At 60.7% G+C, this 21,802-nt stretch carries 19 protein-coding genes; 9 read left to right on the top strand and 10 right to left on the bottom strand.

Annotated features, from left to right (window positions below; translation table 11 throughout):
* Position 1: 1 nt before the first annotated feature.
* On the bottom strand, positions 2 to 1,129 hold the full coding sequence (locus J3P81_RS11605; protein ID WP_434563874.1) for an acyl-protein synthase: 1,128 nt from the start codon (positions 1,127 to 1,129) through the stop codon (positions 2 to 4).
* A 24-nt stretch (positions 1,130 to 1,153) separates the two neighbouring features.
* Entirely contained in the window at positions 1,154 to 2,389 is a 1,236-nt protein-coding gene (locus J3P81_RS11610; protein WP_434563876.1) for an MFS transporter, read from the bottom strand.
* 255 nt (positions 2,390 to 2,644) lie between these two features.
* Here J3P81_RS11610 and J3P81_RS11615 point away from each other — a divergent pair, with 255 nt between their 5' ends.
* Entirely contained in the window at positions 2,645 to 2,833 is a 189-nt protein-coding gene (locus tag J3P81_RS11615) for a hypothetical protein (RefSeq protein WP_186631798.1), read from the top strand.
* 7 nt (positions 2,834 to 2,840) lie between these two features.
* Here the strand turns inward: J3P81_RS11615 and J3P81_RS11620 are convergent, their stop codons facing one another.
* On the bottom strand, positions 2,841 to 3,221 hold the full coding sequence (locus J3P81_RS11620) for a fe2+ zn2+ uptake regulation protein (RefSeq protein ID WP_434563878.1): 381 nt from the start codon (positions 3,219 to 3,221) through the stop codon (positions 2,841 to 2,843).
* A gap of 294 nt (positions 3,222 to 3,515) precedes the next feature.
* Here J3P81_RS11620 and pvdQ point away from each other — a divergent pair, with 294 nt between their 5' ends.
* The gene (gene pvdQ, locus J3P81_RS11625) at positions 3,516 to 5,864 is read left to right on the top strand and encodes a bifunctional acylase PvdQ (RefSeq protein WP_434563880.1); all 2,349 of its coding nucleotides are present in this window, start codon (positions 3,516 to 3,518) and stop codon (positions 5,862 to 5,864) included.
* Positions 5,865 to 5,908: 44 nt separating this feature from the next.
* On the opposite strand, the gene J3P81_RS11630 is transcribed toward pvdQ, so the two are convergent.
* Both J3P81_RS11630 and J3P81_RS11635 read right to left on the bottom strand, forming a co-directional pair.
* Complete coding sequence (locus J3P81_RS11630) at positions 5,909 to 6,907, bottom strand: FecR family protein (protein ID WP_434563882.1); 999 nt, start codon at positions 6,905 to 6,907, stop codon at positions 5,909 to 5,911.
* 189 nt (positions 6,908 to 7,096) lie between these two features.
* Positions 7,097 to 11,389, bottom strand: coding sequence for a dermonecrotic toxin domain-containing protein (locus tag J3P81_RS11635; protein ID WP_434564102.1), 4,293 nt, complete (start codon positions 11,387 to 11,389; stop codon positions 7,097 to 7,099).
* 777 nt (positions 11,390 to 12,166) lie between these two features.
* On the opposite strand from J3P81_RS11635, the gene J3P81_RS11640 reads away from it, so the two are divergent.
* A complete protein-coding gene (locus J3P81_RS11640; protein ID WP_434563884.1) occupies positions 12,167 to 13,198 on the top strand; it encodes an Ldh family oxidoreductase in 1,032 nt (343 codons plus the stop codon).
* Between the two features lie 60 nt (positions 13,199 to 13,258).
* Here J3P81_RS11640 and J3P81_RS11645 read toward each other — a convergent pair whose 3' ends face one another.
* Positions 13,259 to 13,576: a DUF883 family protein gene (locus tag J3P81_RS11645; protein ID WP_420766822.1), complete on the bottom strand. Its 318-nt coding sequence runs from the start codon at positions 13,574 to 13,576 to the stop codon at positions 13,259 to 13,261.
* Positions 13,577 to 13,740: 164 nt separating this feature from the next.
* Here J3P81_RS11645 and J3P81_RS11650 point away from each other — a divergent pair, with 164 nt between their 5' ends.
* Positions 13,741 to 13,995: a hypothetical protein gene (locus J3P81_RS11650; RefSeq protein ID WP_039591001.1), complete on the top strand. Its 255-nt coding sequence runs from the start codon at positions 13,741 to 13,743 to the stop codon at positions 13,993 to 13,995.
* Positions 13,996 to 13,999: 4 nt separating this feature from the next.
* Here the strand turns inward: J3P81_RS11650 and J3P81_RS11655 are convergent, their stop codons facing one another.
* Entirely contained in the window at positions 14,000 to 14,908 is a 909-nt protein-coding gene (locus J3P81_RS11655) for a LysR family transcriptional regulator (RefSeq protein WP_434563886.1), read from the bottom strand.
* An 84-nt stretch (positions 14,909 to 14,992) separates the two neighbouring features.
* On the opposite strand from J3P81_RS11655, the gene J3P81_RS11660 reads away from it, so the two are divergent.
* Positions 14,993 to 15,916, top strand: coding sequence for a carbon-nitrogen hydrolase family protein (locus J3P81_RS11660; protein WP_434563888.1), 924 nt, complete (start codon positions 14,993 to 14,995; stop codon positions 15,914 to 15,916).
* A gap of 1 nt (position 15,917) precedes the next feature.
* Here the strand turns inward: J3P81_RS11660 and J3P81_RS11665 are convergent, their stop codons facing one another.
* A complete protein-coding gene (locus tag J3P81_RS11665; RefSeq protein ID WP_434563890.1) occupies positions 15,918 to 16,388 on the bottom strand; it encodes an LEA type 2 family protein in 471 nt (156 codons plus the stop codon).
* Between the two features lie 147 nt (positions 16,389 to 16,535).
* Between J3P81_RS11665 and J3P81_RS11670 the strand changes: the two genes are divergently transcribed.
* From J3P81_RS11670 to J3P81_RS11685, 4 genes are all read left to right on the top strand, one after another.
* A complete protein-coding gene (locus tag J3P81_RS11670) occupies positions 16,536 to 17,252 on the top strand; it encodes a helix-turn-helix transcriptional regulator (protein WP_434563892.1) in 717 nt (238 codons plus the stop codon).
* Positions 17,253 to 17,303: 51 nt separating this feature from the next.
* The gene (locus J3P81_RS11675) at positions 17,304 to 17,645 is read left to right on the top strand and encodes a nuclear transport factor 2 family protein (protein ID WP_420766827.1); all 342 of its coding nucleotides are present in this window, start codon (positions 17,304 to 17,306) and stop codon (positions 17,643 to 17,645) included.
* 93 nt (positions 17,646 to 17,738) lie between these two features.
* A complete protein-coding gene (zapE, locus tag J3P81_RS11680; RefSeq protein ID WP_434563894.1) occupies positions 17,739 to 18,860 on the top strand; it encodes a cell division protein ZapE in 1,122 nt (373 codons plus the stop codon).
* Positions 18,861 to 18,914: 54 nt separating this feature from the next.
* A complete protein-coding gene (locus J3P81_RS11685; RefSeq protein WP_420766829.1) occupies positions 18,915 to 19,409 on the top strand; it encodes a GNAT family N-acetyltransferase in 495 nt (164 codons plus the stop codon).
* 17 nt (positions 19,410 to 19,426) lie between these two features.
* Here J3P81_RS11685 and J3P81_RS11690 read toward each other — a convergent pair whose 3' ends face one another.
* Together J3P81_RS11690 and J3P81_RS11695 are read right to left on the bottom strand one after the other, a co-directional pair.
* Entirely contained in the window at positions 19,427 to 21,166 is a 1,740-nt protein-coding gene (locus J3P81_RS11690; protein WP_434563896.1) for a phosphoethanolamine transferase CptA, read from the bottom strand.
* Positions 21,167 to 21,435: 269 nt separating this feature from the next.
* Positions 21,436 to 21,609 carry a DUF6026 family protein gene (locus J3P81_RS11695; RefSeq protein WP_196304772.1) on the bottom strand — a complete coding sequence of 58 codons (174 nt, stop codon included), beginning with the start codon at positions 21,607 to 21,609 and terminating at the stop codon, positions 21,436 to 21,438.
* Positions 21,610 to 21,802 lie beyond the last annotated feature (193 nt).

The following is a 21,802-nucleotide window of genomic DNA, read 5'->3' on the forward strand; positions in this document are numbered from 1 at the left end:
ATCAGTTTTCCTTGATCAATTCGGCAGCGGCCATGGCGCAGCTTCGGCTGGCACTGGTGCCGGCCCGGCCATGCAGCTCGAACCACTGGGTTTGAAGGCCGCACTTGCAGTTGGCCGGGTGCAGGGTCGCCAGATCACTCATCACCACGGCGTGCGCGGGGCTTGACGAGATGTAGGGCGAAACGAACGACAACAACCCTGGTTCGCCGAACGGCTGGACACTGAAGTCCGAGGGGTGGCGTATGAAGACTTTGGAATAGACCGGCACGTGGAACCGATGATGGGCGCATTCGATGTAAGGCACCGCGTGCTCGACCGCACCGTAGCCGTCGCGGCAGCGTTGGACCTCGATGCCGAGTTGCTGTGTGATGCGCTCGTAAACGTGACGTCGGGGGATTTCCTCGGCCGCCTGTTTCTTCCAGCCACCCCCCAGGAAGACCAACGAGCCGGCGGCGAGCTTCAGGTCTTGTATGCCGGTTTCACGCATGCGCTCAAGCACATGCCAGAGCAGCGCCGGAAAGCCGAAGATGCGCACCGGCAGGCCCTCTTCGGCGAAAGATTGCAGAGTGCCGATGGCGCCGAAGACGTCGAATTCATGGCCTTTTCCAGTGCATCGCAAGGCGTAGGCGAGCCGATTGGCCGGTGCGAAGCGGCACAGGAACTGGTCGGTGTAGGCCGTGCCCAGGCGATTGGCCGCTTCGGGCTCATGGCTGAAGAGCAAGTAGTTGCACGGCGAGTCGGGTGTCGACCAGCCGTAATGCTCGAAGATGTTTACCACCATGCCTTGGGCCGCCGCCATGCTGCGCTCGTCGTAGCGCATGCGGCTTTTCTGCCCGCTGGTGCCCGAGGACGTGAGTTCCAATGCACCTTCGGCGGTGGGGCTGAGCAGCAATCGCTGCTTGAAGTAGCTGGCGTAGATGGGCGGCAGGCGCGACCAGTCAGTCAAACGGTCCAGGTCGTCGGCCCAAAGCCCGTTGGCGTTGAGCCAATGTTCGTAGCCTGGCGTGTGGTGGCTATGGAACAGGCTGATTTCAGCCATGGCTCTGTCGAACAGCCCCGGTGGCAGCGAATCGCCGTCATACGGCTGGGGCCATGCGCACAGCGCATCGGCATGGGGAAAGTGAATCATCGGGTCATCCTATGGGAAGGCAAATCAAGGGAGAGCAGCGGGGCGCGAGGTGAACAGGCGCAGCACGACAGGACAGCTGAGCCCGGCGATGCCGACCATCAGCGCGAAGGACTCAAGGTTCGCCCCGGCACCCAGCAGCGCCAACAGCGACCCTGTCGCGCTCATCACGGCGATGGAGATCATCCCGACCATGGCCGAAACCAAGCCCTTGCTATCGTCGGTGGCGAACAGGGCCAGTCGATACAGCGCGGCATTGCCCATGCCGAGCCCGATGGCATACAGCGACAGCCCACTGACCAGGACGGGAACGGACAGGGCGAACTGACTGCCGGCCACCAGCGCGGTCAGGCCTGTACACAACGGCCACAAGCTGTAGCGGACCACCCGATGCACCCCAACCCGTTCCACCAGGGCGTTGAGGACGAGATTGCCGAGGATGACCGCCGCGAAAACCGGAATCTGCCAAACCCCATACGCCAATGGGGACAGGCCTTGTCCTTGGATCAACAGCAGGGGCGACAGGCCGATCCAGGCAATCAGCGGCAGGCTCATCAACCCCAGCGCGACGCTGGCCGACATGAAGCCACCGTGGCCCAGCAGCGCTGCGTATCGCCTTACGAGCGAACGCAGGTCGAATGCTTCGACGACCGGTGTTTCAGCGCCGGCATGTGTGCCAGGGGGCGTTCGCGGCATGAACCCCCACAAAGCCAACCAGCTGACCACCCCGAGACCGGCCAGCAACATGAACAGCTCGCGCCACGACAGCCACTGCAGCAGCAGTCCGCCCGCCAAAGGGCCTAAAAGCGGTGAAAGAAGGGCGAGATTGCCCAGCATGGCCATGACCTTCACGGCGGCGGATTCGCAGAATATTTCCTGTATGGCGGGGTAGCTGACTGCAATCACGAAGCCCAGCCCCATCCCCTGGACCAGGCGAAGCCCATTGAAACCCTGCATGCCGGTGACCTCGGTGATCGCCACGCAAGCCAGCACGAACCCGGCACACCCCACGAGCATGAAGGGGCGCCGCCCATGACGATCCGACAACGGGCCGATCAGCCACGGCAGCAGGACGCCGCCCAGCAGGTACAGATTGAACGCATGGGGAATCTGATCGGGGGATGCATCGAGGTCCTGGGTCACGGTGAGCATGGCGGGCATGATCAAGTCGCTTGCCATGTAAGTGAGGAACTCGAAAAGAGCGATGGCCAGGCAGAAACCTGTCAGGCGAAAGGGTGAAAGAAGGGTGGGCTGATTTGGCATGGATTCCCAACGTCGGTTCTCGGAAAGAAGGAAATTTCTTCTTTTTCGAGAGTACGTTGGCGAGATCCAGGGTCGAAAGACGCCTTTTCGCGTAACAGGCAGTGGAAAGCGGACCGGTATATGTAGGAAAGATCCTTCGGTCGCACGAAAACGCCCAGCGGTTGTACCATACGATCCTGACTGCATCCCACCTTGTTTGTGGTGGAATAAACACGCATCAGAGGTGCAGAACGAAAAACTTCAGGAAACTGGCAAATGACTCATTCGCAACGTTTGAAATACTCGATTCTGGTGGTTCTCGTCGTACTGGCGATCATGCTCGGACTGTCCTGGATGCAAGGCAAGGGCATGATCAGCGAGCAGCTGTTTCAATACATCGCCATTGCCGTGGCGGTCATCGTCGTGGTGATCAACGGCGTGATGCGACGCAAGGTCAAGCCTTGAGCGCCGCTCATTCTTCGGTGTTGAGCAGGGCCACGGCCTGGTGGTGCAAGCTGTAGCTTTTATCCGAATTGAGCGTGACCACGCCTTCGCCGCACAGGCGCTTCAGCACCTCACGCACGCTCAGGAAGGACAAGGGAATGTCCAGCCCCAACAATTGGCTATGGACGCCGCGTACACCCAGCCGGCGGTTTTCATCGGCGGCCTTGAGCAAGGCGTCGATGACCTTCAAGCGAATCAGGCTCGTCCTGAGCCCATAGCTCTTGAGCAGACGCTTGATCTGCTCGTTGCCGCCTCGTTCCGCTGGCCCAGGGAACGTACGGTTTGTGGCTGTCATCGTGACACGGGCCGATCCTGGCTTGCCCTCCATGGGCATTTGCGCGTTATGCATGTAAAGACTCCTTACCAGCCTGACAGAAAAGATCATCAACGCTCTCCTGTATAGGACGAACGAGGGCGGCCAATCATGAGGACGTGGGTGTGAAAAAAATGCCTGGATACCGTCAAACCCCGGTAGAAGCGGCTTGCCAGCCGATTAATTTTTTTTCATCCGGTTCGTTCTCAAGGTAGGCACATCCGCGTTGAAGCGCGGCGCATGTGAACTTCCAGGCCGGGGCGGACGTACAAGGGCGTATCGGCGGCCGTCCTGGTTTTTGTACGCTATCGATCAGGAGTGAGTGTGGGAATGTCCGGGCAGTTATCGAGGTTTTGCCTTGCCGGTCTCTTGCTGGGGATGTCCCTGGGCTTGAGTACCGTTGTCAGCGCACGAGGCGAGGCCGGGCAGGCCACGGCCGAAATTCGTCGCACCAGTTTTGGCGTGCCGCATATTCGCGCCCAGGATGAGCGGGGATTGGGATACGGCATCGGCTATGCGTACGCCCAGGACAACCTATGCCTGTTGGCCAATGAGATCGTGACCGTCAACGGCCAACGCTCGCGCTATTTTGGTCCGGAACAGGTCACCGTCGAGCAACGCGAGAATCGTGCAAGCGACGTGTTTTTTGCGTGGCTCAACACGCCCTGGGCGGTTTCCGGTTTCTGGCAGGCGCAGACGCCCCAGGTCCAGCAGTTGGTGGAAGGTTATGCCGCCGGCTACAACCGCGCGCTGGCTGAGCGCAAGGCCAAAGGCCTGCCGGAACAATGCGCAAGCGAGTGGGTGCGGCCAATCACCGCGCTGGATATTGTCAAGCTCACCCGGCGCCTGTTGGTGGAGGGTGGCGTCGGCCAGTTCACCGAGGCGTTGGCCGGGGCGCAGCCGCCCAAGGCTACGGCAGACGCGCGGGGCTCGGCGTCCGGTTTCGCCATCGCGGCGCAACGGCAACAGCGCTTCGCCCTGGAGCGCGGCAGTAACGCCCTGGCTATCGGCAGCGAACGCTCGTTCAATGGGCGCGGCATGCTGCTGGCTAATCCGCATTTCCCGTGGGTGGGAGGCATGCGTTTTTACCAGATGCATTTGACCATCCCCGGAAAGCTGGACGTGATGGGCGCGGCGTTGCCGGGCCTACCGATGATCAATATCGGCTTCAGCCGGCACTTGGCCTGGACCCATACCGTCGATACGTCCAAGCATTTCACCCTGTATCGGCTACAACTGGACCCCAAGGACCCGACTCGCTACCTGGTGGATGGCAAGTCCGTTGCCATGAGCCAGCAAACGGTCACGGTGGACATCAAGCAGGCCGATGGGCAGGTCAAGCCGGTCTCCCGTGTGGTCTACGGTTCGCAGTTCGGACCGATCGTGCAATGGCCCGGGAAACTGGATTGGGATAACCGGTTCGCCTATAGCCTTCGGGACGCCAACCTGGAAAACGACCGGGTGCTGGCGCAGTGGTACGCGATGAATCGAGCCGACACGCTCAAGGATCTGCAAGAGGCCGTTCATGGCATTCAGGGGATTCCCTGGGTCAATACCCTGGCCGTTGATGACCAGGGACAAAGCCTCTATATGAACGTCTCGGTGGTGCCCAACGTCGATGCCGGCAAGCTTGCCCGATGCAGCGACCCCAAGGCCGGGCTGCGGCTGATCGTGCTGGACGGTTCACGCGGCGAATGCGCCTGGGATGTGGACCCCAAGGCGGTGCAGAAGGGTACCTATGCGGCGGACAAGCTCCCGCAACTGTTGCGCCGCGATTATTTGCAGAACTCCAACGATTCGGCGTGGATGGTCAATCCGTCGCAGCCGTTGGCCGGTTATTCCCCGGTGATCAGCCAGCAGGACCTGCCACTGGGCCTGCGGGCGCGTTTTGCCCTGGACCGACTGGGACAACTGGAAAAGGCGGGGCCGGTAACGGTGAGCGATTTGCAGGGCATGGTCATGGACGACCGGGTGTACCTGGCCGATCAGGTCATGCCGGACCTGCTGGCTTTCTGTGCCGAGAAGCTGGGGCCCGATGCACCGGCCCTGACGCAGGCATGCAGCCAGCTCAAGGCCTGGGACCGTACCGCCAGCCTGGACAGCGGCGTGGGGTTCGTCCATTTCCAGCACATCATGCAGGCATTGCAGGCGGCGCCGGGCATCTGGCGGGTCGCGTTCGACCCGAACGATCCGCAACATACCCCGCGCGGCCTGGCGATCGAAGCATCGCCAGTGGCTGATGCGCTGAGCCAGGCCATGGTCGCATCGGTCCAAGCGGTGGACGCTGCGGGACTGCAAGCGGATAGCCAATGGCGGGACGTGCAGGTGACCCGCAGCGGCGACCGCCGGATACCCATTCACGGTGGACCGGGCGAGCTGGGCATCTATAACGCCATCCAGAGCATGCCGGGCGCGAACGGCCAGCGGGAAGTGGTCAGCGGCACCAGTTACCTGCAAGTGGTGACGTTTGACGGCAACGGACCCAACGCACAGGGACTCTTGGCGTTCTCACTGTCCAGCGATCCTTCATCGCCCTATTCGGCGGACCAGACCCAGGCATTCTCGAAGGGGCAATTAAGTGTGCTGCCTTTCTCTGAACAGCAGATCAAGGCCGACCCGCATTACCAGGCCCAGACCATCCATGAGGGCGAGCAGGCGGGCAGGGTGGCGACGCAATAGCCGCGGGAGCAATCAGGCCGCGTCCCCAAGGGAGGCGGCCTATGTCAGTTTCGGGTAGGACGAGCGATGGCGTTCAATACCAGGTTGCCGTCGCTGTTCTGTGTCAGGTACACCGGCAAGACCTTGGGCAGCGAAGGCACCAGGTTCTTCACTTCGTTCAGGTTGTAGTTTCCACCGATGCGCAGAGTGCCCGTTGCGTTGTCCGCCAGCATCACGGGACGGTCGAGGTAGCGGTTGATCAGCGGCAGCGCGTCGGACAGGGCCAGGTTATCCAGCACCAGCTTGCCACTTCGCCATGCCAGCGAGCTGTCATCGAGGGCGACGTCACGAACCTTCGGCTGGAAATCGCCAGCCCTGTAGCTCGCCTGCATCCCAGGTGATAGTTGCTGGCCGCCCGCTTTGGATGCCCGATGGCTGGTTACCCACACGGAACCTTCCACCAGCGTAACCCGCACTTGATCCTGGTACATCCACACGTTGAAACGGGTCCCGGTCACGCGCACCTGGCCCTGGCCTGCTCGAACGACGAAGGGGTGGCGGCTATCGTGGCGGACATCGAAAAACGCTTCGCCTTTTTTCATCGTGACCCGGCGTTCGTCCTTGTAGTTGGCAAACACCAGCTCGCTTGCGAGGTTGAGCTCTACCTGACTGCCGTCCTCCAGAGTGATGTGACGCACGCTCGAACCTGCCTCGAATCGCTGGTAGGCGTTGGGCAACCACCCCATGTTCCAACCGGTAAAAGCAGCCAGGGGCAGGCCCAGGGCAAGCACCGTCGCCGCGATCGCCATGGAGCCGAAGCGAGACCGCGGGCGCTGGGTCGCAGGGATGGCCATTGGCTCGACGCGCGGCAGATGCTCGGCAACGCCCCAGATTTCCAGCATGGCTGCGTATTCAAAGGCGTGCAGCGGATCGGCGTCGTGCCATTGCTTGAACGCCAGCCGTTCGGCATCCGTGCAGTCGTCCGCATGCAGACGCATGCACCAATGCGCGGCCGCATCGGTGATGGCATCGTATTCGGCTTCCGGGAGTGTACGTTCGGTCATGGGCTCTTCCTGGTTTGCCGCATTCTAACCCTCGGGGCCCATTGCCGAGAACAGGGATGATGGCATTTGCACGGCATGCATCGGTTTTCCGTTGGTCAGACGTAGGAGCGTCCAGGTCCGGGTCGTACTGTCGCACACATGCCGTGAAAAAAAGATCAACGGCCTTGGCATGCCCAGGGCTCAACGCACTCAAGTGGAACGCGATGGACTCGGATCGAGCTGGCGCCCCAATTCACAAATCAGCAGCGTGACCGAATCGGCGTTACGGAGTATGACGTCGATGCGCTTGTCCGGCAAAACCGGGTTCAAGAACGCGTTTCGTGCTTCGTCCATGCTCCGTGTGTCGGTGACTTTCAAAATGGCCTTGGCAATGTCTTTATACATTGGCAACAACTCCAACCTCTTGTAACTGTTGTCGGTACTGTCCCACTGTCTGAACAGCTTGGATTTTGCCGTGCCCAGGGAAAGCCCATTGAGTTGCAGTTCCTTCTGCGTGTCATGACGTGTTTGCCCCAGGTGGGTCGAGGTTGAAATCAAGTCGGGAAACGGCAGCGCAGCGTCCAGGTAGATGATGTCGATCGTGTCGATGAGCTGATGGGATATCTCGTGGATAAGCGTCGCGCCTTGGGCATGCGCGTCGACGTTGAAGAACGCCGGCACCACGGTCTTGTACCAGTCCAGCCCCGGTTCGAAGAAAAACTGCGTCAGGTAGATTCGCCCGCGGGCCGCAGGTTCGAGCACAAATGCGGTTGCCCGGTCTTCCAGGTATTTCAAATTGCCAATGACGATACGGCTGGCGTTCTGCTGTTCCCAGGTGGGGTCGGCCAACGCCCTGCATATCGGGAAAATGGCGGTCTCCACTTTGCCGATCAGGGCGCTGTCGACCTGTCGGACCCCAAAGAACGACATCAGGAAGCTATCCAGCCGAGAACCTGGCAAAGGCTGTTTTTTGAACTGCTCTAGATTGAGCAAGGCGTTCAGCGAATAGAATCTGGCGGTTTCCAGTGCCTGTACGATGACGTTGGCGCGATAAGGAGACTTCTTGCGTATCTCAGCCATGCCGCGCGCTTCGATGTTCAAGGATCCCTTTGCCTTGAAGTCGCTATAGGTCACCGCCATTTTCGACCCCGCCTTGCCGAAACGAATGGTCTGTCGCTGTGGGTCGATTGCCCATGTCGTTTCGTTGGCGCTATACCTCAGCAACGGGCCTTCGTCATCACCGTGGATAATGCGCCAGCCCCGGCCGGCCCTTGCCACTTGATAGACCTTGCCGGCCAGGGGCACGTAGAACTTGCCGCCGTCCTTTGATTCATAGGTGCCGTCGGCCCGGTTCTGCTGGAGCGCCCAGAGGCTGATGCCTATGGCTTCGAAGGCCTGTAAGTCGGTGCGCAGTGGCGCGGTGCAGGCGATTTCCTGCCACCCGGGCGTCGAGGAGCCGCTTGGCGAGGCCGGTTCGGCGGGATCGAGGAGGCCGAATGTATCGTCGCGATTGAGCAAACCCAGCGACACCATTTCCGCGGCGCCGGCGATGAAGTCATGCAGGCCGGTTTTCCAGTCGTGCTGCTGCAGGGCTTCGGCCGAACCCTTGAAGTCCTGATAGCTCTCCCAAAGCGTTTCCAGGAACGTCAACCTGGCCGGTAGCTGCCTACCCACCAATCCGATCCCAGAACTGAACAGGTGCAGCACCGTTGCCCAGTCGAATGGGCGATGGTCCTGGTTCTTCGTCCCCAGCATATCCAGTAGCAACGTCGCGTTGTCGTTGTACAGGGTTTCGAATACATCGGTGTCGATCGGATTCGAAGCGAGGGTAATCTCCGACAGTTGCCCGAGGGTGGCGGTAAACAGATTCCGGAAGGTGGCTCGCTGGTCTTCGGGCAGCCGGCGGACCAGCAGGTCCTGAAGCGCGCCGGGGACATTGAGGGCGGCGACGATGCTTGGTTCATCCTTGAACTCGGCCAGCGAATGCCCCTCGTGGTAGGGAGCATATAAAACATGAGGGTCCGCCGGATCGGCGCTCGAGCTGATCACATAGAGCCCGAGCGCCCTTACCGCGGCGGCGCCGCCGGTCTTGATCAGTTCCAGTGGACGTATGATCGCACCGGCACCCCTGACCGCTCGACGGGCGATGGCGTCCGGCATGTCCAGGACCTGGAGGATCAAGTCGAACGCCTTCGGGGAAATGTGCTGTTGCAGAAGACGTGAGTGGGCGTATTGCAACAATTGCCATGGCAGCTGCTGGCGAAAGCGTCGCTTCCTGGGCTGGACATCGGAAATTGCGCCGCAAAGCGCTTGTTTCACCTGATGTTTGTAGGTGCTCTGGATATCGAGCGACGACAACATCTGCCGCACCGCCAGTTCGTTCAGGCTGTCTGGCAATGATTGCGTGGAGGTCGAGGAAACCTTGAAGCCCTTGCTGGTGACATCGATGGGGTGCAAGGCAAAGTCGGTCAATGAACTGGCAGGGCCGACCACCGCCAGGTTTGGCGTGATCTGGATGGTTTCGGGGTTGAGTCTGTCCTCGGGGAAACGTGCGTCCAGCAGTGCTTGCAGACGATTTTGCACGTAGGTACGCAGGGGTTCGATGCCGTCCAGGTAATCCTTGCCATCGGCTACGCTGCTTTTGTATTGCTCCAGGATCTCGACGTGCAAACGTTGATCCTCGAGGGGGGCAGCGCCGAGCCAGGCGGGCAGTTTCTGCCGGTATTTGCTGGCCTGGGCGATGGCCGTGGCGCGTTTCAGGTTGGTGGGCGCTCCTTTTTCCAGCAGGGCTTCAAGACCGTTGGCCAGTGCCGAGCGGGTCAGTTGCCAATCCCCGCTTTTCAGGGCACTCAGGTAGGCGTACTCAGTCTCGAAAAGGTGGATGAACGAGGTCATTCGATTCATCAGCACGTTGTCTTCGATCAGTTCGTAGGTGTCCAGTTGATAGCGTCGGTGGGGCTGGCGCTGGGCGGGGGGAAGGTTGGACAGCAAGCCAAATCGCCTGCGGGAATCAAGCAGCTGCCGATTCAATTGTCGAGTGGCCAGGTCGACCGAGGCGAATGCCTGTAGCCCGTCGGCAGGTGTCCAGACGATCGCCATGCCCGAGTACGGCGTATCGAGGCCACCACGCTCGGTCAATAGAAAACAGTTCGCCAGTGGCAGCGAGATGGCGACGCCGGACGATGCGCACGTCAGTTTCAATGAATAAACGTCTGGCCGGAATCCCCTGACGCCGATGCGCCGCCGGCGATCCGGGTAGTCGGGGTCGAAGGCGAACACCGTCGTGATCAGTTCATGGGCGATTGTCGGCAGCGTGGCGTCGATCGAGCGTAGATCAGCCTCTGCGCGAATCCCCACTGAAAACACATTGGTCAATTGTGGAAGCAATTGCCTGAGTCCGTTTTGAAGCGAAGACCGGAGAAACGATGGCAGCCTGGAAAATTCGCTAGCGAAGGCGCCTTCCACGTCGATGCAGCTCTTGGCCTTTCTTTCCATCTGATCGGCCAGGAAGTTGGAAAGTCGCAATTTTCCATGGAAAGCGGGCTGGGTCCCCCAATGTCCGGCGGTCTTTTGATTGAGTAGCTTGTTGCTGATGAAGGCTCGTATGTCGAGGGCCTTGTCGACCAGTGCATGGACATTCACCCGGCCCTGGCGGGACATTTGCAGCGCATACCGCAGGTTGTGCGTCTGTTTGTCGATGATCGCGCCAGCCAATGAATCAGCGATAGGCATGTCTATCGGTTCGCCGCAAATTTTCGGATGCTCGAAACCCAGGAGCCGGTTGCGCTCGTCCAGGTCCAGCAGGCTGTAGATCGCCTCCTTCTGCTCGGGCGTGCTGACCAGCGCTTCTTTGAATCCAAGGTAATTGCCAACGACTTGAAGGCCGTCGGTGGGCGTGTAGAGGTAATGACCTTGCCCGCTGACCATCAGCGATCCAGCGAGCTCCACGAAGTTAGGTGCATATTCCCAGAGGCGCACAGTCTCGATGAACAGCACTGCCTCGTCCCGGCGCGACGGCCTGAACAGCCGAAGCAACTCGCGGCCCTGGGCCTCCGTCAGCTGGTTTTTTTCTCGTTTGATCAGAATGGCCGCCCACAGGGCGTCCTGAATGAATTGGGCCAGGAATTGGCGCCGAGATGTGTGGAAGGGGCCGCTGGTGTCCCAGAACGCGTTGACACGATCGATCAGCTTCGGGATCAGCCTTATCGCCGCACCCTTGATGATCGCTTCCCACTCCTGTCCGGAATAGGACGACGCAGGCGTGTCAGGGTGGGTCAGGTCGGCAAGATGCCCGGCTGGCCAGCCTTGATGGTGGAAATAGACCAGCACCGCCTCGCTCAGGGGAATGCTTTGGGTGACATGAATCGCCTCGGGCGCCTGGGTGTAGTCGATCCTGGACAGCGCAATGCGTACCTGCCTGGGATCGAGGCCGGGTAGCGCGTCGCCCAGTATCTGGTCCAGCAGCGTCGCGAGCGGGGGCAACTTGACCAATTCCTCCACCATGGACAGCACGTTGTGGTGTTGGGCATGTTCGATGGTGTTGAGTTGAGTCTCGAAAACGTCCCCGTCGATGGCCTGCCAGGATTGTTCGATATCCGTCGTGCCCTTCAGTTCGCTGCGCTGGGCAATCGACAGGAGCCGAAACAGATTGTTGCGATCGCGGTTGTCCAGCAGTGTCTGGTCAATCCAGGCCCGGAGCGCTGCGGGACTGTCGAACTTGCGAACCCCGTCCCATGGCGTGTACAGGAATGCTGGATCGACGGCGGTATCGCCGCGTCTGGGCGTGGTTCGCAGGCAGAAGCAGCCAGCCAACGCAATGGCCGGCTTGCCTTCGGCGCTAAGCTGGATGGTCTCGGCGATCATCGGAGGCGTCTGTGCGGCGCGTTGCGCATGGGTGGGCAGCGAAACGTTTTGCAGCCAGTCGAGGTCGGCCTGCGTCAGGCCATGGTGTGCCTCCAGCTCATCCAAGCCCTTGGCGGCCAACAGCTGGGGAAATAATAACGGCAGTGCTGCTGTGCTCATCGTCGCTTCTCGTCAGGGCAGGCCAATGCGGCGTCCCGGTGGATGAAGCGGCCAGACTAGGCCACGCTGAAAGGGCACAGGTGGTACATAGTTACCGCATGGACGATGGGCGTGTCTGCCAGGCTCGCTGGCGAACGCCCCGGCCCAAAGGGTTGCTTGCGCAAAGGTTGACAGCGCGCTCATGGGGCAGTGTTAATCAGCCCAAGTCTTGTCGTTTCAACGCTGTTGCTACCTCCTACAATCACTCAGGAGCTTCAGATGTCCGCGCTTCCCGATCACACCGGTCCTTGCACGTTATCCCTTGACGCCTTGGTTGGGCTGTTGGAGCAGATCTTCCTGCGCCACGGCACATCGGCAGAGGTCGCCCGCACCCTCGCCGAAAACTGCGCCGCAGCCGAGCGCGACGGGGCCCATAGCCATGGAGTTTTCCGCATGCCGGGTTATGTCTCCACGCTCAAAAGCGGTTGGGTCGACGGCCGAGCCGTGCCGGTGGTCGAGGATGTCGCCTCAGGTTTCGTACGGGTGGACGCCGGCAATGGCTTTGCCCAGCCCGCTCTGGCGGCCGCGCGGCCCTTGCTGGTGGAAAAGGCCCGCAGCGCCGGTATCGCGGTGCTGGCGATCCGCAACTCTCATCATTTCGCGGCGCTTTGGCCGGACGTCGAGCCGTTTGCCTATGAAGGGTTGGTGGCACTGAGCGTTGTCAACAGCATGACCTGCGTAGTGCCTCATGGCGCGGACCGCCCCTTGTTCGGCACCAACCCCATCGCTTTCGCCGCGCCACGCGCCGGTGGCGAGCCGATCGTCTTCGACCTTGCCACCAGCGCCATCGCCCACGGCGATGTGCAGATTGCCGCGCGCAAAGGCGAGCTGCTGCCGCCGGGAATGGGGGTGGATAGCCTGGGCCAGCCGACCCGCGACCCGAAGGCAATTCTCGAAGGCGGGGCGCTCTTGCCATTTGGTGGGCACAAGGGGTCGGCGTTGTCGATGATGGTCGAATTGCTGGCGGCGGCGTTAACCGGGGGCAATTTTTCCTTCGAGTTCGACTGGCGCAATCACCCCGGCGCCAAAACGCCTTGGACTGGGCAATTGTTGATCGTCATCGACCCCAGCAAGGCCGCTGGGCAAGGATTTGCCGAGCGCAGCCAGGAACTTGTCAGGCAGATGCACGGAGTGGGGCTGCGCCGTTTGCCCGGTGATCGTCGGCACCGGGAGCGCGGCAAGTCCACAGAACAGGGCATCACGCTGGATGGGCAGGCGTACGCTCAGTTGCGGGAACTGGCGGGAGCGTAGACCGAAGGCCAGTGGTTTTTTCATGGCAAGGGAGCGGTCTCCCTTGCCTTGGGTCGGTGCTCAACGTCGCCCGAGCAATAACCCCACCACGAGGCCAAACCCCGCGGAAATAGCAACAGTCTGCCAAGGGTGCCCGCCAATATAGACTTGCGTTGCATCGACCATCGGCCGCGTGCGCTCCCGGGCGCTGGCAACCGCATCCAAAGCCTGTTGCAGTTTCAGGGCGATCTGGCCGCGCAGGTTTTCAGCATCCTCGCCGACCAACGACGCACTGCTCTTGAGTAATTTTTCCGACTCTTCGATCAATGCCTTCAGTTCGCTGAAGGCTTGATCCTTGATTTGCTCTCCGTTCGGTTGCGCGGCGCTTTTACGGGCCATTGAGGTGCTCCTTGAGGATGGATGGCAGTGAACAGTGGAGTGCCACGCTTCGGTAAAAGTTGCAGCGCCAGGGGTGCGTCCGTACAGCGCAGGGCCAATTCGGTGTTAAGCCGTTTCCCCGCAAGGTGTAAGATGCCGCCTATTTACGCAACAGGAAATTCCCCATGAGTTTCAATCTGGCTGACAGGCCCCTGGCCGAGCGCGCCGCGCTGGAAGACGAAAAATCCCGGCTCTTCGAGCTTTGGCAGAACAACCTGGGCAAGGCCAAGGGCGACGCCGCCCGGTTGTTCGGCGAGCGTTCCAAGCGCAAGGGCAAGTGGGCCGAATGGGTACGCGCAGAACTGGACGGCATGTCGCCTCCGGAATACGCCAACATGGTGCGCAGCGAGGTCAATCGACTGATGGCCGCCAATAAATAAAAACTTACGCAAAGGTCGCGATGATCGCCTCGCGCACCTTGTCCACCGCCAGGTCCTTCTGCCCGTGGGTCCGCGACCCCAGCTCGATGGGATAGCGCGGCAAGGCCAGCGGGCAGGGCACCAATGCCAGGCCGCTGAGCTGGGCGATGGCGCGGGCGGCATGGTCTGGGATGGTCGCCACGGCCTGGCTGTCCTTGAGCAGGAACGGCAGCGCCGCAAAATGCGTGGTCGAGGAACATACTCTTCGTCGCAGGCCCAGCGCGGCCAGCCCCTCATCGGTGATGCCGATGAAGCCGCCGGACGACACCAACAGATGCTCCCGCGCGACGAAGGCTTCGAGGGTAAGGTCCTGCTGGCCCGCTGCCAGACTGGCCGGATCCATGAGGCAAGCGTAGCCACCTTCGCCGAGGACCCTGCGACTCAGCAGCCGTTCGGTAAATCCCCCCGCCGTAATCGCCAGGTCCAGGCTGCGCTCCATCAAGGCCCTGCCGACGATCTGGCTATGGGTCTGGCGAAAGATCAAGCGCAGGCCCGGCGCCCGTCGTGCCACTTCCTCTATCAGGCGGCGTCCATAGGCGATCTCGAAATCATCGGATAAGCCGAGGATGACGGATCGACCTTCGTAGTGGCTGGCGCCAGGATCGACCATTGCCAGGCTCTGGCGGCACTTGTCCAAGGCTTCACTGATGACGGGTTTCAACTGGTTGGCGCGCAAGGTAGGGGCCAGGCCCCGACCCGTGCGCACGAACAGCTGGTCGTCATAAATGCCGCGAAGCCTGCGCAGCGCCGCACTGATGGCGGACTGGGTGACCCCCAGGCGCAACGCGGCGCGGCTTGCGCTGGATTCGTCGTGCAAGGCTTCGAAGGTTTTCAGCAGGTTAAGATCGACGTCGACGATATTCATTTGGCTCATATCTTTTAGCAGCGTTTCGGGCTTTATCGATGATCGGCCGTGGCGTGAAAATCAGCAACACCTGAAACCACGGAGTTCAAGACCATGCCCAAATCCATCGTCGCTGCCCTGCAAATCGGCTCGCTACCGGGTGGCAAAGCCGAAACACTGACGCAGATCCTCTCCTATGAAGAGGCAATTCGCGACGCGGGCGCTCGTTTGGTCGTAATGCCGGAGGCGCTGCTGGGTGGTTATCCCAAGGGCGAGGCTTTTGGAACGCAATTGGGCTATCGGCTACCGGAAGGACGCGAGGCGTTCGCTCGCTACTTCGCCAACGCCATCGACGTACCTGGCGTCGAGACGGAGGCATTGGCAGGCCTGTCGGCGCGCACCGGGGCAAGCCTGGTGCTGGGTGTTATCGAGCGGGCCGGCAATACCTTGTATTGCACGGCCCTGTACTTCGAGCCCGACGCCGGCTTGGTTGCCAAGCACCGTAAGCTGATGCCCACCGGCACAGAACGGTTGATCTGGGGCAAGGGCGACGGGTCGACTCTGCCGGTGATCGACAGCCAGGTGGGTCGCGTGGGCGCGGCGGTGTGCTGGGAAAACATGATGCCGCTGCTGCGCACGGCGATGTATGCCAAAGGCGTCGACGTCTGGTGTGCCCCAACGGTGGATGAGCGGGAGATGTGGCAAGTGAGCATGCGGCATATCGCTCACGAAGGTCGTTGCTTCGTGGTCAGTGCCTGCCAGGTCCAGGCATCCCCCGAGGCGCTGGGAGTCGAAGTGGCTAACTGGCCGGCACAACGGCCATTGATCGCCGGCGGCAGCGTGATCGTTGGCCCCATGGGGGACGTGCTGGCTGGCCCGTTGAAGGGTACCGCCGGGTTGCTGACCGCTGAAATCGACACCGACGAATTGGTGCGTGCGCGCTATGACTATGATGTGGTCGGCCACTACGCCCGGCCCGACGTGTTCGAACTGGTGGTGGACGAGCGGGCCAAGCCGGGCGTGCGCTTCACTGCATGAGTCACCAGGTGGCCGAGGCGCCTGGCAAGTCAAGGGTCCCGCGGTCGACGAAGCGCATCGTGCCGAATACACCGCCGGCGAGCTTGCCCTTGAGTACATAGGGCAGGTTGTCCAGGCGCTGGGTCTGGCTCAGGCCCAGCGTCTGGCGCAGCACCGAAAAGGCCGAGATGCTCACCGGCACGCTCAATACGCCTTCGGAGAAACGCGGGATCGAGCCGCTCTGGTCACTGACCCCCGTCGCCAGGGTGTGGCCGTTGACTTCCAGGTCCAGCGCGACGCCGTTGTACTCGATAGTGGTTTCGTTGGGGTTCTGTAAGCGCAGTTTCACCGCAAAGCGCAGTTCCATGCCCTGGCTGGGTAACGGCTCGATACCGACCACGTTGATGTTCAGCGGATCCCGTTGCTGGAAGAGGGCGCAGGCGCTCAGGCTGAGCACTATCAAAATGAAGGACAAGCCGCGGATTGTGCGCATGAAAGGGGCTCTCGCGTTGGGGCGGGTGGGACAGGACAATAACATTCCACTCGCCATGAGGCTCAAGTCAAAGCGGTGTCGCCTACTGACAGTTTCTGACACCAGCCTCTGCTAATCTGCTGCAACTTTCCTCGTGGGCCTATCATCGTGTCGCGAACCACTCGGCTGCTTACTTTGTTGCAAGTCTTGCGGGGCAAGCGATGCCCAGTCACGGCTGCGACATTGGCGGGCGAGTTGAAGGTCTCCGAGCGCACGCTTTATCGCGATATCGCCGAACTCACGGCCCTCGGCGCACCGATCCAGGGCGAGGCAGGCATCGGCTATGTGCTGCGCAGCGGCCTGTTCTTGCCGCCCTTGATGTTCACCGCCGATGAAATCGAGGCCATCGTGCTGGGTTTGCGTTATGTCGACCAGCGCGGCGACGAGGTGCTGGGCAAGGCAGCCGCCGATGCCCTGGCCAAGGTCGAGGCGGTGCTGGCGCCCGGTTTGCGCGATGCGCTGCACAACCCCACCGTATTACCGGGCCCGGCGGGCTACGGCTATCCGCAAAACACTGTCGAGCTGAATGTCTATCGCCAGGCCATTCGCACGCAGGCCAAGCTGCATATCGACTACGCCGATGTGAACAAGGCCCCGAGCCAGCGCTTGATCTGGCCGCTGGCCCTGGGTTTTTTCAATGAGGCTCGGGTGGTGGTGGCCTGGTGCGAATTGCGTGGCGCTTATCGTACTTTTCGCACGGACCGGATTGCCTCGGCCGTCGTCCAGGGCGAGCGTTATCCAGGCAGGCGCAGTGACTGGCTGCGCGCCTGGTTTGCGCTGATGAATCTCGACGAGACGGGGCGTTTCACTCCTGACAAAAACTGACACAGCGCTGTTTTAGCATGGCCTTGAAACGAAAAAACAAGGAGCCCTGACATGTCCAATCCCGTCTCTTCCCTGGCGCCGGCCATCGCCGGCTACATTGCCGCCGCCAACGCCCGCGACAGCTCGGCGGTAACGCGTTTCTTTGCCGAAGACGCCAATGTGTTCGATGAAGGCAACCATCGGGTCGGCGCCCGGGCCATCGCTCAATGGATGGAAGACACCGCGCGGCGCTACCAGCCACGGGTGGAAGTGCTCAACGTGCAGCAGCGTACCGGAAAGGTGCTGGTCCACAACCTGATCTCCGGGACCTTCCCTGGCAGCCCGCTCGAGTTGCGCTATACCTTCCGACTCGATGAGCAGGGGAAGATCAGCCGGTTGGATATTTCTGTCTAGGGGGTGGGGTTTGGGTAAGCCTGATTGAGGAGAAACGCACGGGGTCGCCCCGCATGGCATACTCCCCACCTTTGCCTTCCGGACCCGGGCCGTATGACTTTCGACTCACCCTTGAGCGCTTGGCAACACGCTATCGAACACCATGGTTTTGTCCAGGATGAAGCCCAGGAGTTGGCCATCATGGCCCTTGAGCAATGCCACAAGGCATTGCACGAGGGCCGCAAGTCGATCAAGGGCGTCTATCTGTGGGGGCCGGTCGGGCGCGGCAAGACGTGGCTCATGGACCGCTTCTATGAAAGCCTCAAGGTTCCGGCCCGTCGGCAACACTTCCACCATTTCATGGCCTGGGTGCATCAGCGCTCGTTCCAGCTCACCGGCACACCGGACCCGTTGCAGGCGCTTGCGCGGGAGTTGAGCGGAGAAGTGCGCGTGCTGTGCTTCGACGAGCTGTTCGTCACGGACATCGGCGATGCGATCATTCTTGGCCGCCTGTTCCAGGTCATGTTCGAATTGGGCATGGTTGTGGTCAGCACCTCTAACCTGCCGCCGGATGAGCTTTATGCCAGCGGCCATAACCGGGAGCGATTCCTGCCGACCATCGCGTCCATCAAACGCTACATGCAAGTAGTTCCGGTCAATGGCTGGCAAGACCACCGCCAGCACCCGGGGGCGCTGCAGCAGCGCTACTGGGTGCGTGACCCGGCCCAGGCGGACCCTTTGGCGGAGGTCTTCGACCGGTTGAGCAAGGGGCGGGCACCTGTCAGTCAGCCGATCGAAGTCGGCCATCGCCAGGTCGTGGCGCTCAAGGCCTGTGACAAGGTGCTCTGGAGCCGCTATCCGGATCTCTGCGAACAACCGTTCTCGGCCGTCGACTTCATGGCGCTGTGCGACCGTTTCAGCGCCATCCTTCTCAGCGATGTCCCGTGCCTGAGCGCCGAACAGCGTGAAGGGCGTATCGCCCGTGGCACCGAGGACGGGGTGGAGCGGGTCGAGGCCGGCGACCGCGAGTTGCCGCAGCTGTCGATACACGACGATGGCGTCCGTCGGTTCATCGCCCTGGTCGATGAGTGTTATGACCGAAAGGTGCCGTTGTATCTGTCGGCCCAGGTTCCGATGGACCAGTTGTACACGGAGGGCTATCTGCAATTCCCGTTTCGCCGTACTCTCAGTCGCCTCCAGGAAATGCAATTGCAACGTTTCGGTCAGCTCGCCTGACCGGATCCCGCCGCGGCCAAGCCGTCGGCCATACCGAAAACGAGATGGAAGATCATGGAAGAAGCCAAGGAAATCCTTGTATTGCAAGCCAGCTACAGCAATCCGATCCATGCCGAAGCGATTTGCCACGTGCTCAACGGCTATGCCGAGGATCCGATGGGTGGCGGCCATTCGCTACCGGCCGAAGTGCTTGCGCATTTGCCCCAGGAACTGGCCAAGCGCGCACATGCCTTCAGTGTGCTGGCGTTCGTCAATGGTGAACCGGCAGGGTTGATCAATTGCTTCGAGGGTTTCTCGACGTTTGCCTGCCGACCGTTGGTGAACGTCCACGATGTTGCGGTGATGCCAGCGTTTCGCGGGCTGGGCTTGAGCCAGAAGATGTTGCAGAAAGTCGAAGATATTGCCCGCCAGCGTGGGTGCTGCAAGATCACCCTGGAAGTGCTGGAAGGCAACGCCGTGGCCCAGGCCAGTTATGCCAAGTTCGGTTTTGCCGCCGGCATGTTCGACCCGGCCCATGGCCGTATGTTGTTCTGGATCAAACCCCTGTAGCAACGGGGACTTTTCGGCTACTTCAAAACGACCTGGCCCGCCGGACCCTTGGGTTTCATGAGGCTGAAATCGATCAGCGCCTTATGCTGGCTTTGATAGGGGTTGCCGATCAGCAATGGGCGCGCCGTGAACGAATCGCTGACCAGGCTTTTGCTCCGGTCCAGCTCATCGAAGTTCAAGCCCGCCAAGTCCGCCCAGGTGTGGATCAGGTGTGAGCTGCTGTAAGGACGTGACAGGTCGCCGGTGAAGTTCCAGTCATGGGTTTCGCGCCATTTGGGCGAGGCCCAGGCCATGAACGGAATGGTGTACATCGGCGCGGTCGGCTTGCCTTCGTTGCGGCCCAGGGTGTCATGCCCTGGCGAATCGAAGACGTCCTCGCCATGGTCCGACAGGTACAACAGGAAACCGTTGGGGTCGGTGCGGGCGTAGTCCTTGATCAGGCTGGAGACGACGAAGTCGTTGTACAGCACCGCGTTGTCGTAGCTGTTGTAGGTCGGCACCTGGTCGTCACGTACGCCGGCGGGCACGCCCTGGCGATCGGTGAATTTATTGAAGGTCGGCGGATAGCGGTATTGATAACTCATGTGTGTGCCGAGCAGGTGAACCACGATCAGCTTGCGTGGCGCGGTGTCCGCCAGGGCTTTGTTGAACGGTTCGATCACGTCGCCATCGTATTGCGCGGCATTCTGGTTGCGGTTGTTGTTCAGGTAGACCTGCTCATCGGCCTGTTGGGAGAAGGTTGTGAGCATGGTGTTGCGCTTGGTCATCGTCTGCTGGTTGGTGATCCAGAACGTCTTGTAGCCGGCCTGTTTCATCATGCTCACCAGTGACGGTGTGCTGAGGTAGAGGTCGGGACTTTCCTCGTCGGCGAAGGTCAGCACCTGCTGCAAGGCTTCGATGGTGTAGGGCCGCGGGGTGATGACATTGTCAAATACCGCGAGTTGATCCTTGAGCTTGTCCAGCTCCGGCGTCGTTTCCCTCGGATAGCCATACAGGCTCATGCGCTGGCGATTGGTGGATTCGCCGATCACCAGCACCAGGGTCGCGGGCTGGTTGGCCGCGCTGTCTTTGAGGTTGCGCAGGGGCGCGATCTTGCTGGTGCTGTGAAGCATGCCTTGCATGTTTTCCAGCTGTTCACCGTAGCGACGATAAGCCACCAGCATCTGCCAGGGCACGGCCGGCTCGATGCGATCCTCGAATTTCTCCAGACCGCCGGCAAGCGTGCCAGTACGCAGGGTCTGCTTGACCAATGGGTAACCGACGACGGCAACGACGATCAGGCCGGCGGCGATCATCGCCTGGCCCCGGGGCAAATAGACCGGGCGCAGGCGTGTCCAGAGGAAATAGCCAACCAGGGTGTGTGCAAGGAACGCCGGCACCATCCACCAAGCGAAATACTGGGTCATGTATTCGCCGGCTTCGTTCACGTTCGACTCGAACATGATGAAGATGACGCTTTGGGAAAATTCCTGCTGGTAAATAAAGAAATAGCCCAGGCTGGCCATCGAGCATGCCCACAGCACCACGCCGATCGCCGCGGCGAGCAGGCGCGTGCGAGCCGGAAACAGCAGCAGCGGCGCCAGCCAGAACGCACTCATGACGAAGGCTTGGCGAAACCCGGTGAAACCTGAGGTATCGCTTGCCAGGATAAGCAATTGGGTAATGCCGGAAAAATACCAGAAGAACAGAAAAAGCCAGCCGAACCCGGCCCAATCGAAACTTTTCGCAGTCGTTTTGCTGCGTTTGAACACACTCATCAAGCGCTCCAGCTTTTGCCGACGGGGTCCACTGGCACCGATCTGGCGCCGGCAGTATGCGTCGTAACTATTTGTCAGCGCAGGAGTATTGCGAGGGTGGTGTGAAAACTTCGTGAGTTTTTTGCAGGCGAATCATGGCGTCCGGTTCCGCTGGTTTGGCGGGAACGGCTTTGTGGCGATGGAGCAAGCTCGATCGCCACAAGGGTAATTGGGAGTGTTTGTCAGTGTGACACCGGCTCGCCCGGTGCCACGTGCCGCCTGGGCCAGAATCAGCGAGCCAAAGCCTGGCTCTGGTAAGGAAGCTGTGCGTGTTGCAACTGCAAGCGCAACTGCGTCACTTCATCAAGCAGCAAATCACGCTCTTCTTTCAGCAGGCGTAGTTCGTCGCGACGAATGGTCACGTAAAGGGTCTGAGGAGGACGTGCGGTAACGACAGGGCCCATTGCTCACCTCGCAAATGGCTACATCAACTAGAGAGATGTCGTCAGTTTCTTGGCGACAATTCTTTATCGGCACCAATTCTGAATACTTTTGCCCGTTGATGGAACTTTTTTATTTTTCATGGTCGACGTGTCTTCGGCGGGTTATTGAACGTTATCCTTTGTGATCGGGCGATTTACCCGGAAACTATGCGGC

Origin of the sequence: Pseudomonas sp. R1-6 (assembly GCF_051132115.1) — a bacterium.
Taxonomy (GTDB): domain Bacteria; phylum Pseudomonadota; class Gammaproteobacteria; order Pseudomonadales; family Pseudomonadaceae; genus Aquipseudomonas.

Excerpts from the sequence above, each read along its gene's own strand:
- J3P81_RS11610 (WP_434563876.1), bottom strand. The coding sequence starts at position 2,389 with ATGCCAAATCAGCCCACCCTTCTTTCACCCTTTCGCCTGACAGGTTTC.
- J3P81_RS11635 (WP_434564102.1), bottom strand. The coding sequence starts at position 11,389 with ATGGTGGAGGAATTGGTCAAGTTGCCCCCGCTCGCGACGCTGCTGGAC.
- J3P81_RS11660 (WP_434563888.1), top strand. The coding sequence starts at position 14,993 with ATGCCCAAATCCATCGTCGCTGCCCTGCAAATCGGCTCGCTACCGGGT.
- J3P81_RS11690 (WP_434563896.1), bottom strand. The coding sequence starts at position 21,166 with ATGAGTGTGTTCAAACGCAGCAAAACGACTGCGAAAAGTTTCGATTGG.
- J3P81_RS11615 (WP_186631798.1), top strand. The coding sequence starts at position 2,645 with ATGACTCATTCGCAACGTTTGAAATACTCGATTCTGGTGGTTCTCGTC.
- pvdQ (WP_434563880.1), top strand. The coding sequence starts at position 3,516 with ATGTCCGGGCAGTTATCGAGGTTTTGCCTTGCCGGTCTCTTGCTGGGG.
- J3P81_RS11620 (WP_434563878.1), bottom strand. The coding sequence starts at position 3,221 with ATGCATAACGCGCAAATGCCCATGGAGGGCAAGCCAGGATCGGCCCGT.
- J3P81_RS11630 (WP_434563882.1), bottom strand. The coding sequence starts at position 6,907 with ATGACCGAACGTACACTCCCGGAAGCCGAATACGATGCCATCACCGAT.
- zapE (WP_434563894.1), top strand. The coding sequence starts at position 17,739 with ATGACTTTCGACTCACCCTTGAGCGCTTGGCAACACGCTATCGAACAC.
- J3P81_RS11640 (WP_434563884.1), top strand. The coding sequence starts at position 12,167 with ATGTCCGCGCTTCCCGATCACACCGGTCCTTGCACGTTATCCCTTGAC.
- J3P81_RS11655 (WP_434563886.1), bottom strand. The coding sequence starts at position 14,908 with ATGAGCCAAATGAATATCGTCGACGTCGATCTTAACCTGCTGAAAACC.
- J3P81_RS11605 (WP_434563874.1), bottom strand. The coding sequence starts at position 1,129 with ATGATTCACTTTCCCCATGCCGATGCGCTGTGCGCATGGCCCCAGCCG.
- J3P81_RS11675 (WP_420766827.1), top strand. The coding sequence starts at position 17,304 with ATGTCCAATCCCGTCTCTTCCCTGGCGCCGGCCATCGCCGGCTACATT.
- J3P81_RS11645 (WP_420766822.1), bottom strand. The coding sequence starts at position 13,576 with ATGGCCCGTAAAAGCGCCGCGCAACCGAACGGAGAGCAAATCAAGGAT.
- J3P81_RS11650 (WP_039591001.1), top strand. The coding sequence starts at position 13,741 with ATGAGTTTCAATCTGGCTGACAGGCCCCTGGCCGAGCGCGCCGCGCTG.
- J3P81_RS11685 (WP_420766829.1), top strand. The coding sequence starts at position 18,915 with ATGGAAGAAGCCAAGGAAATCCTTGTATTGCAAGCCAGCTACAGCAAT.
- J3P81_RS11695 (WP_196304772.1), bottom strand. The coding sequence starts at position 21,609 with ATGGGCCCTGTCGTTACCGCACGTCCTCCTCAGACCCTTTACGTGACC.
- J3P81_RS11665 (WP_434563890.1), bottom strand. The coding sequence starts at position 16,388 with ATGCGCACAATCCGCGGCTTGTCCTTCATTTTGATAGTGCTCAGCCTG.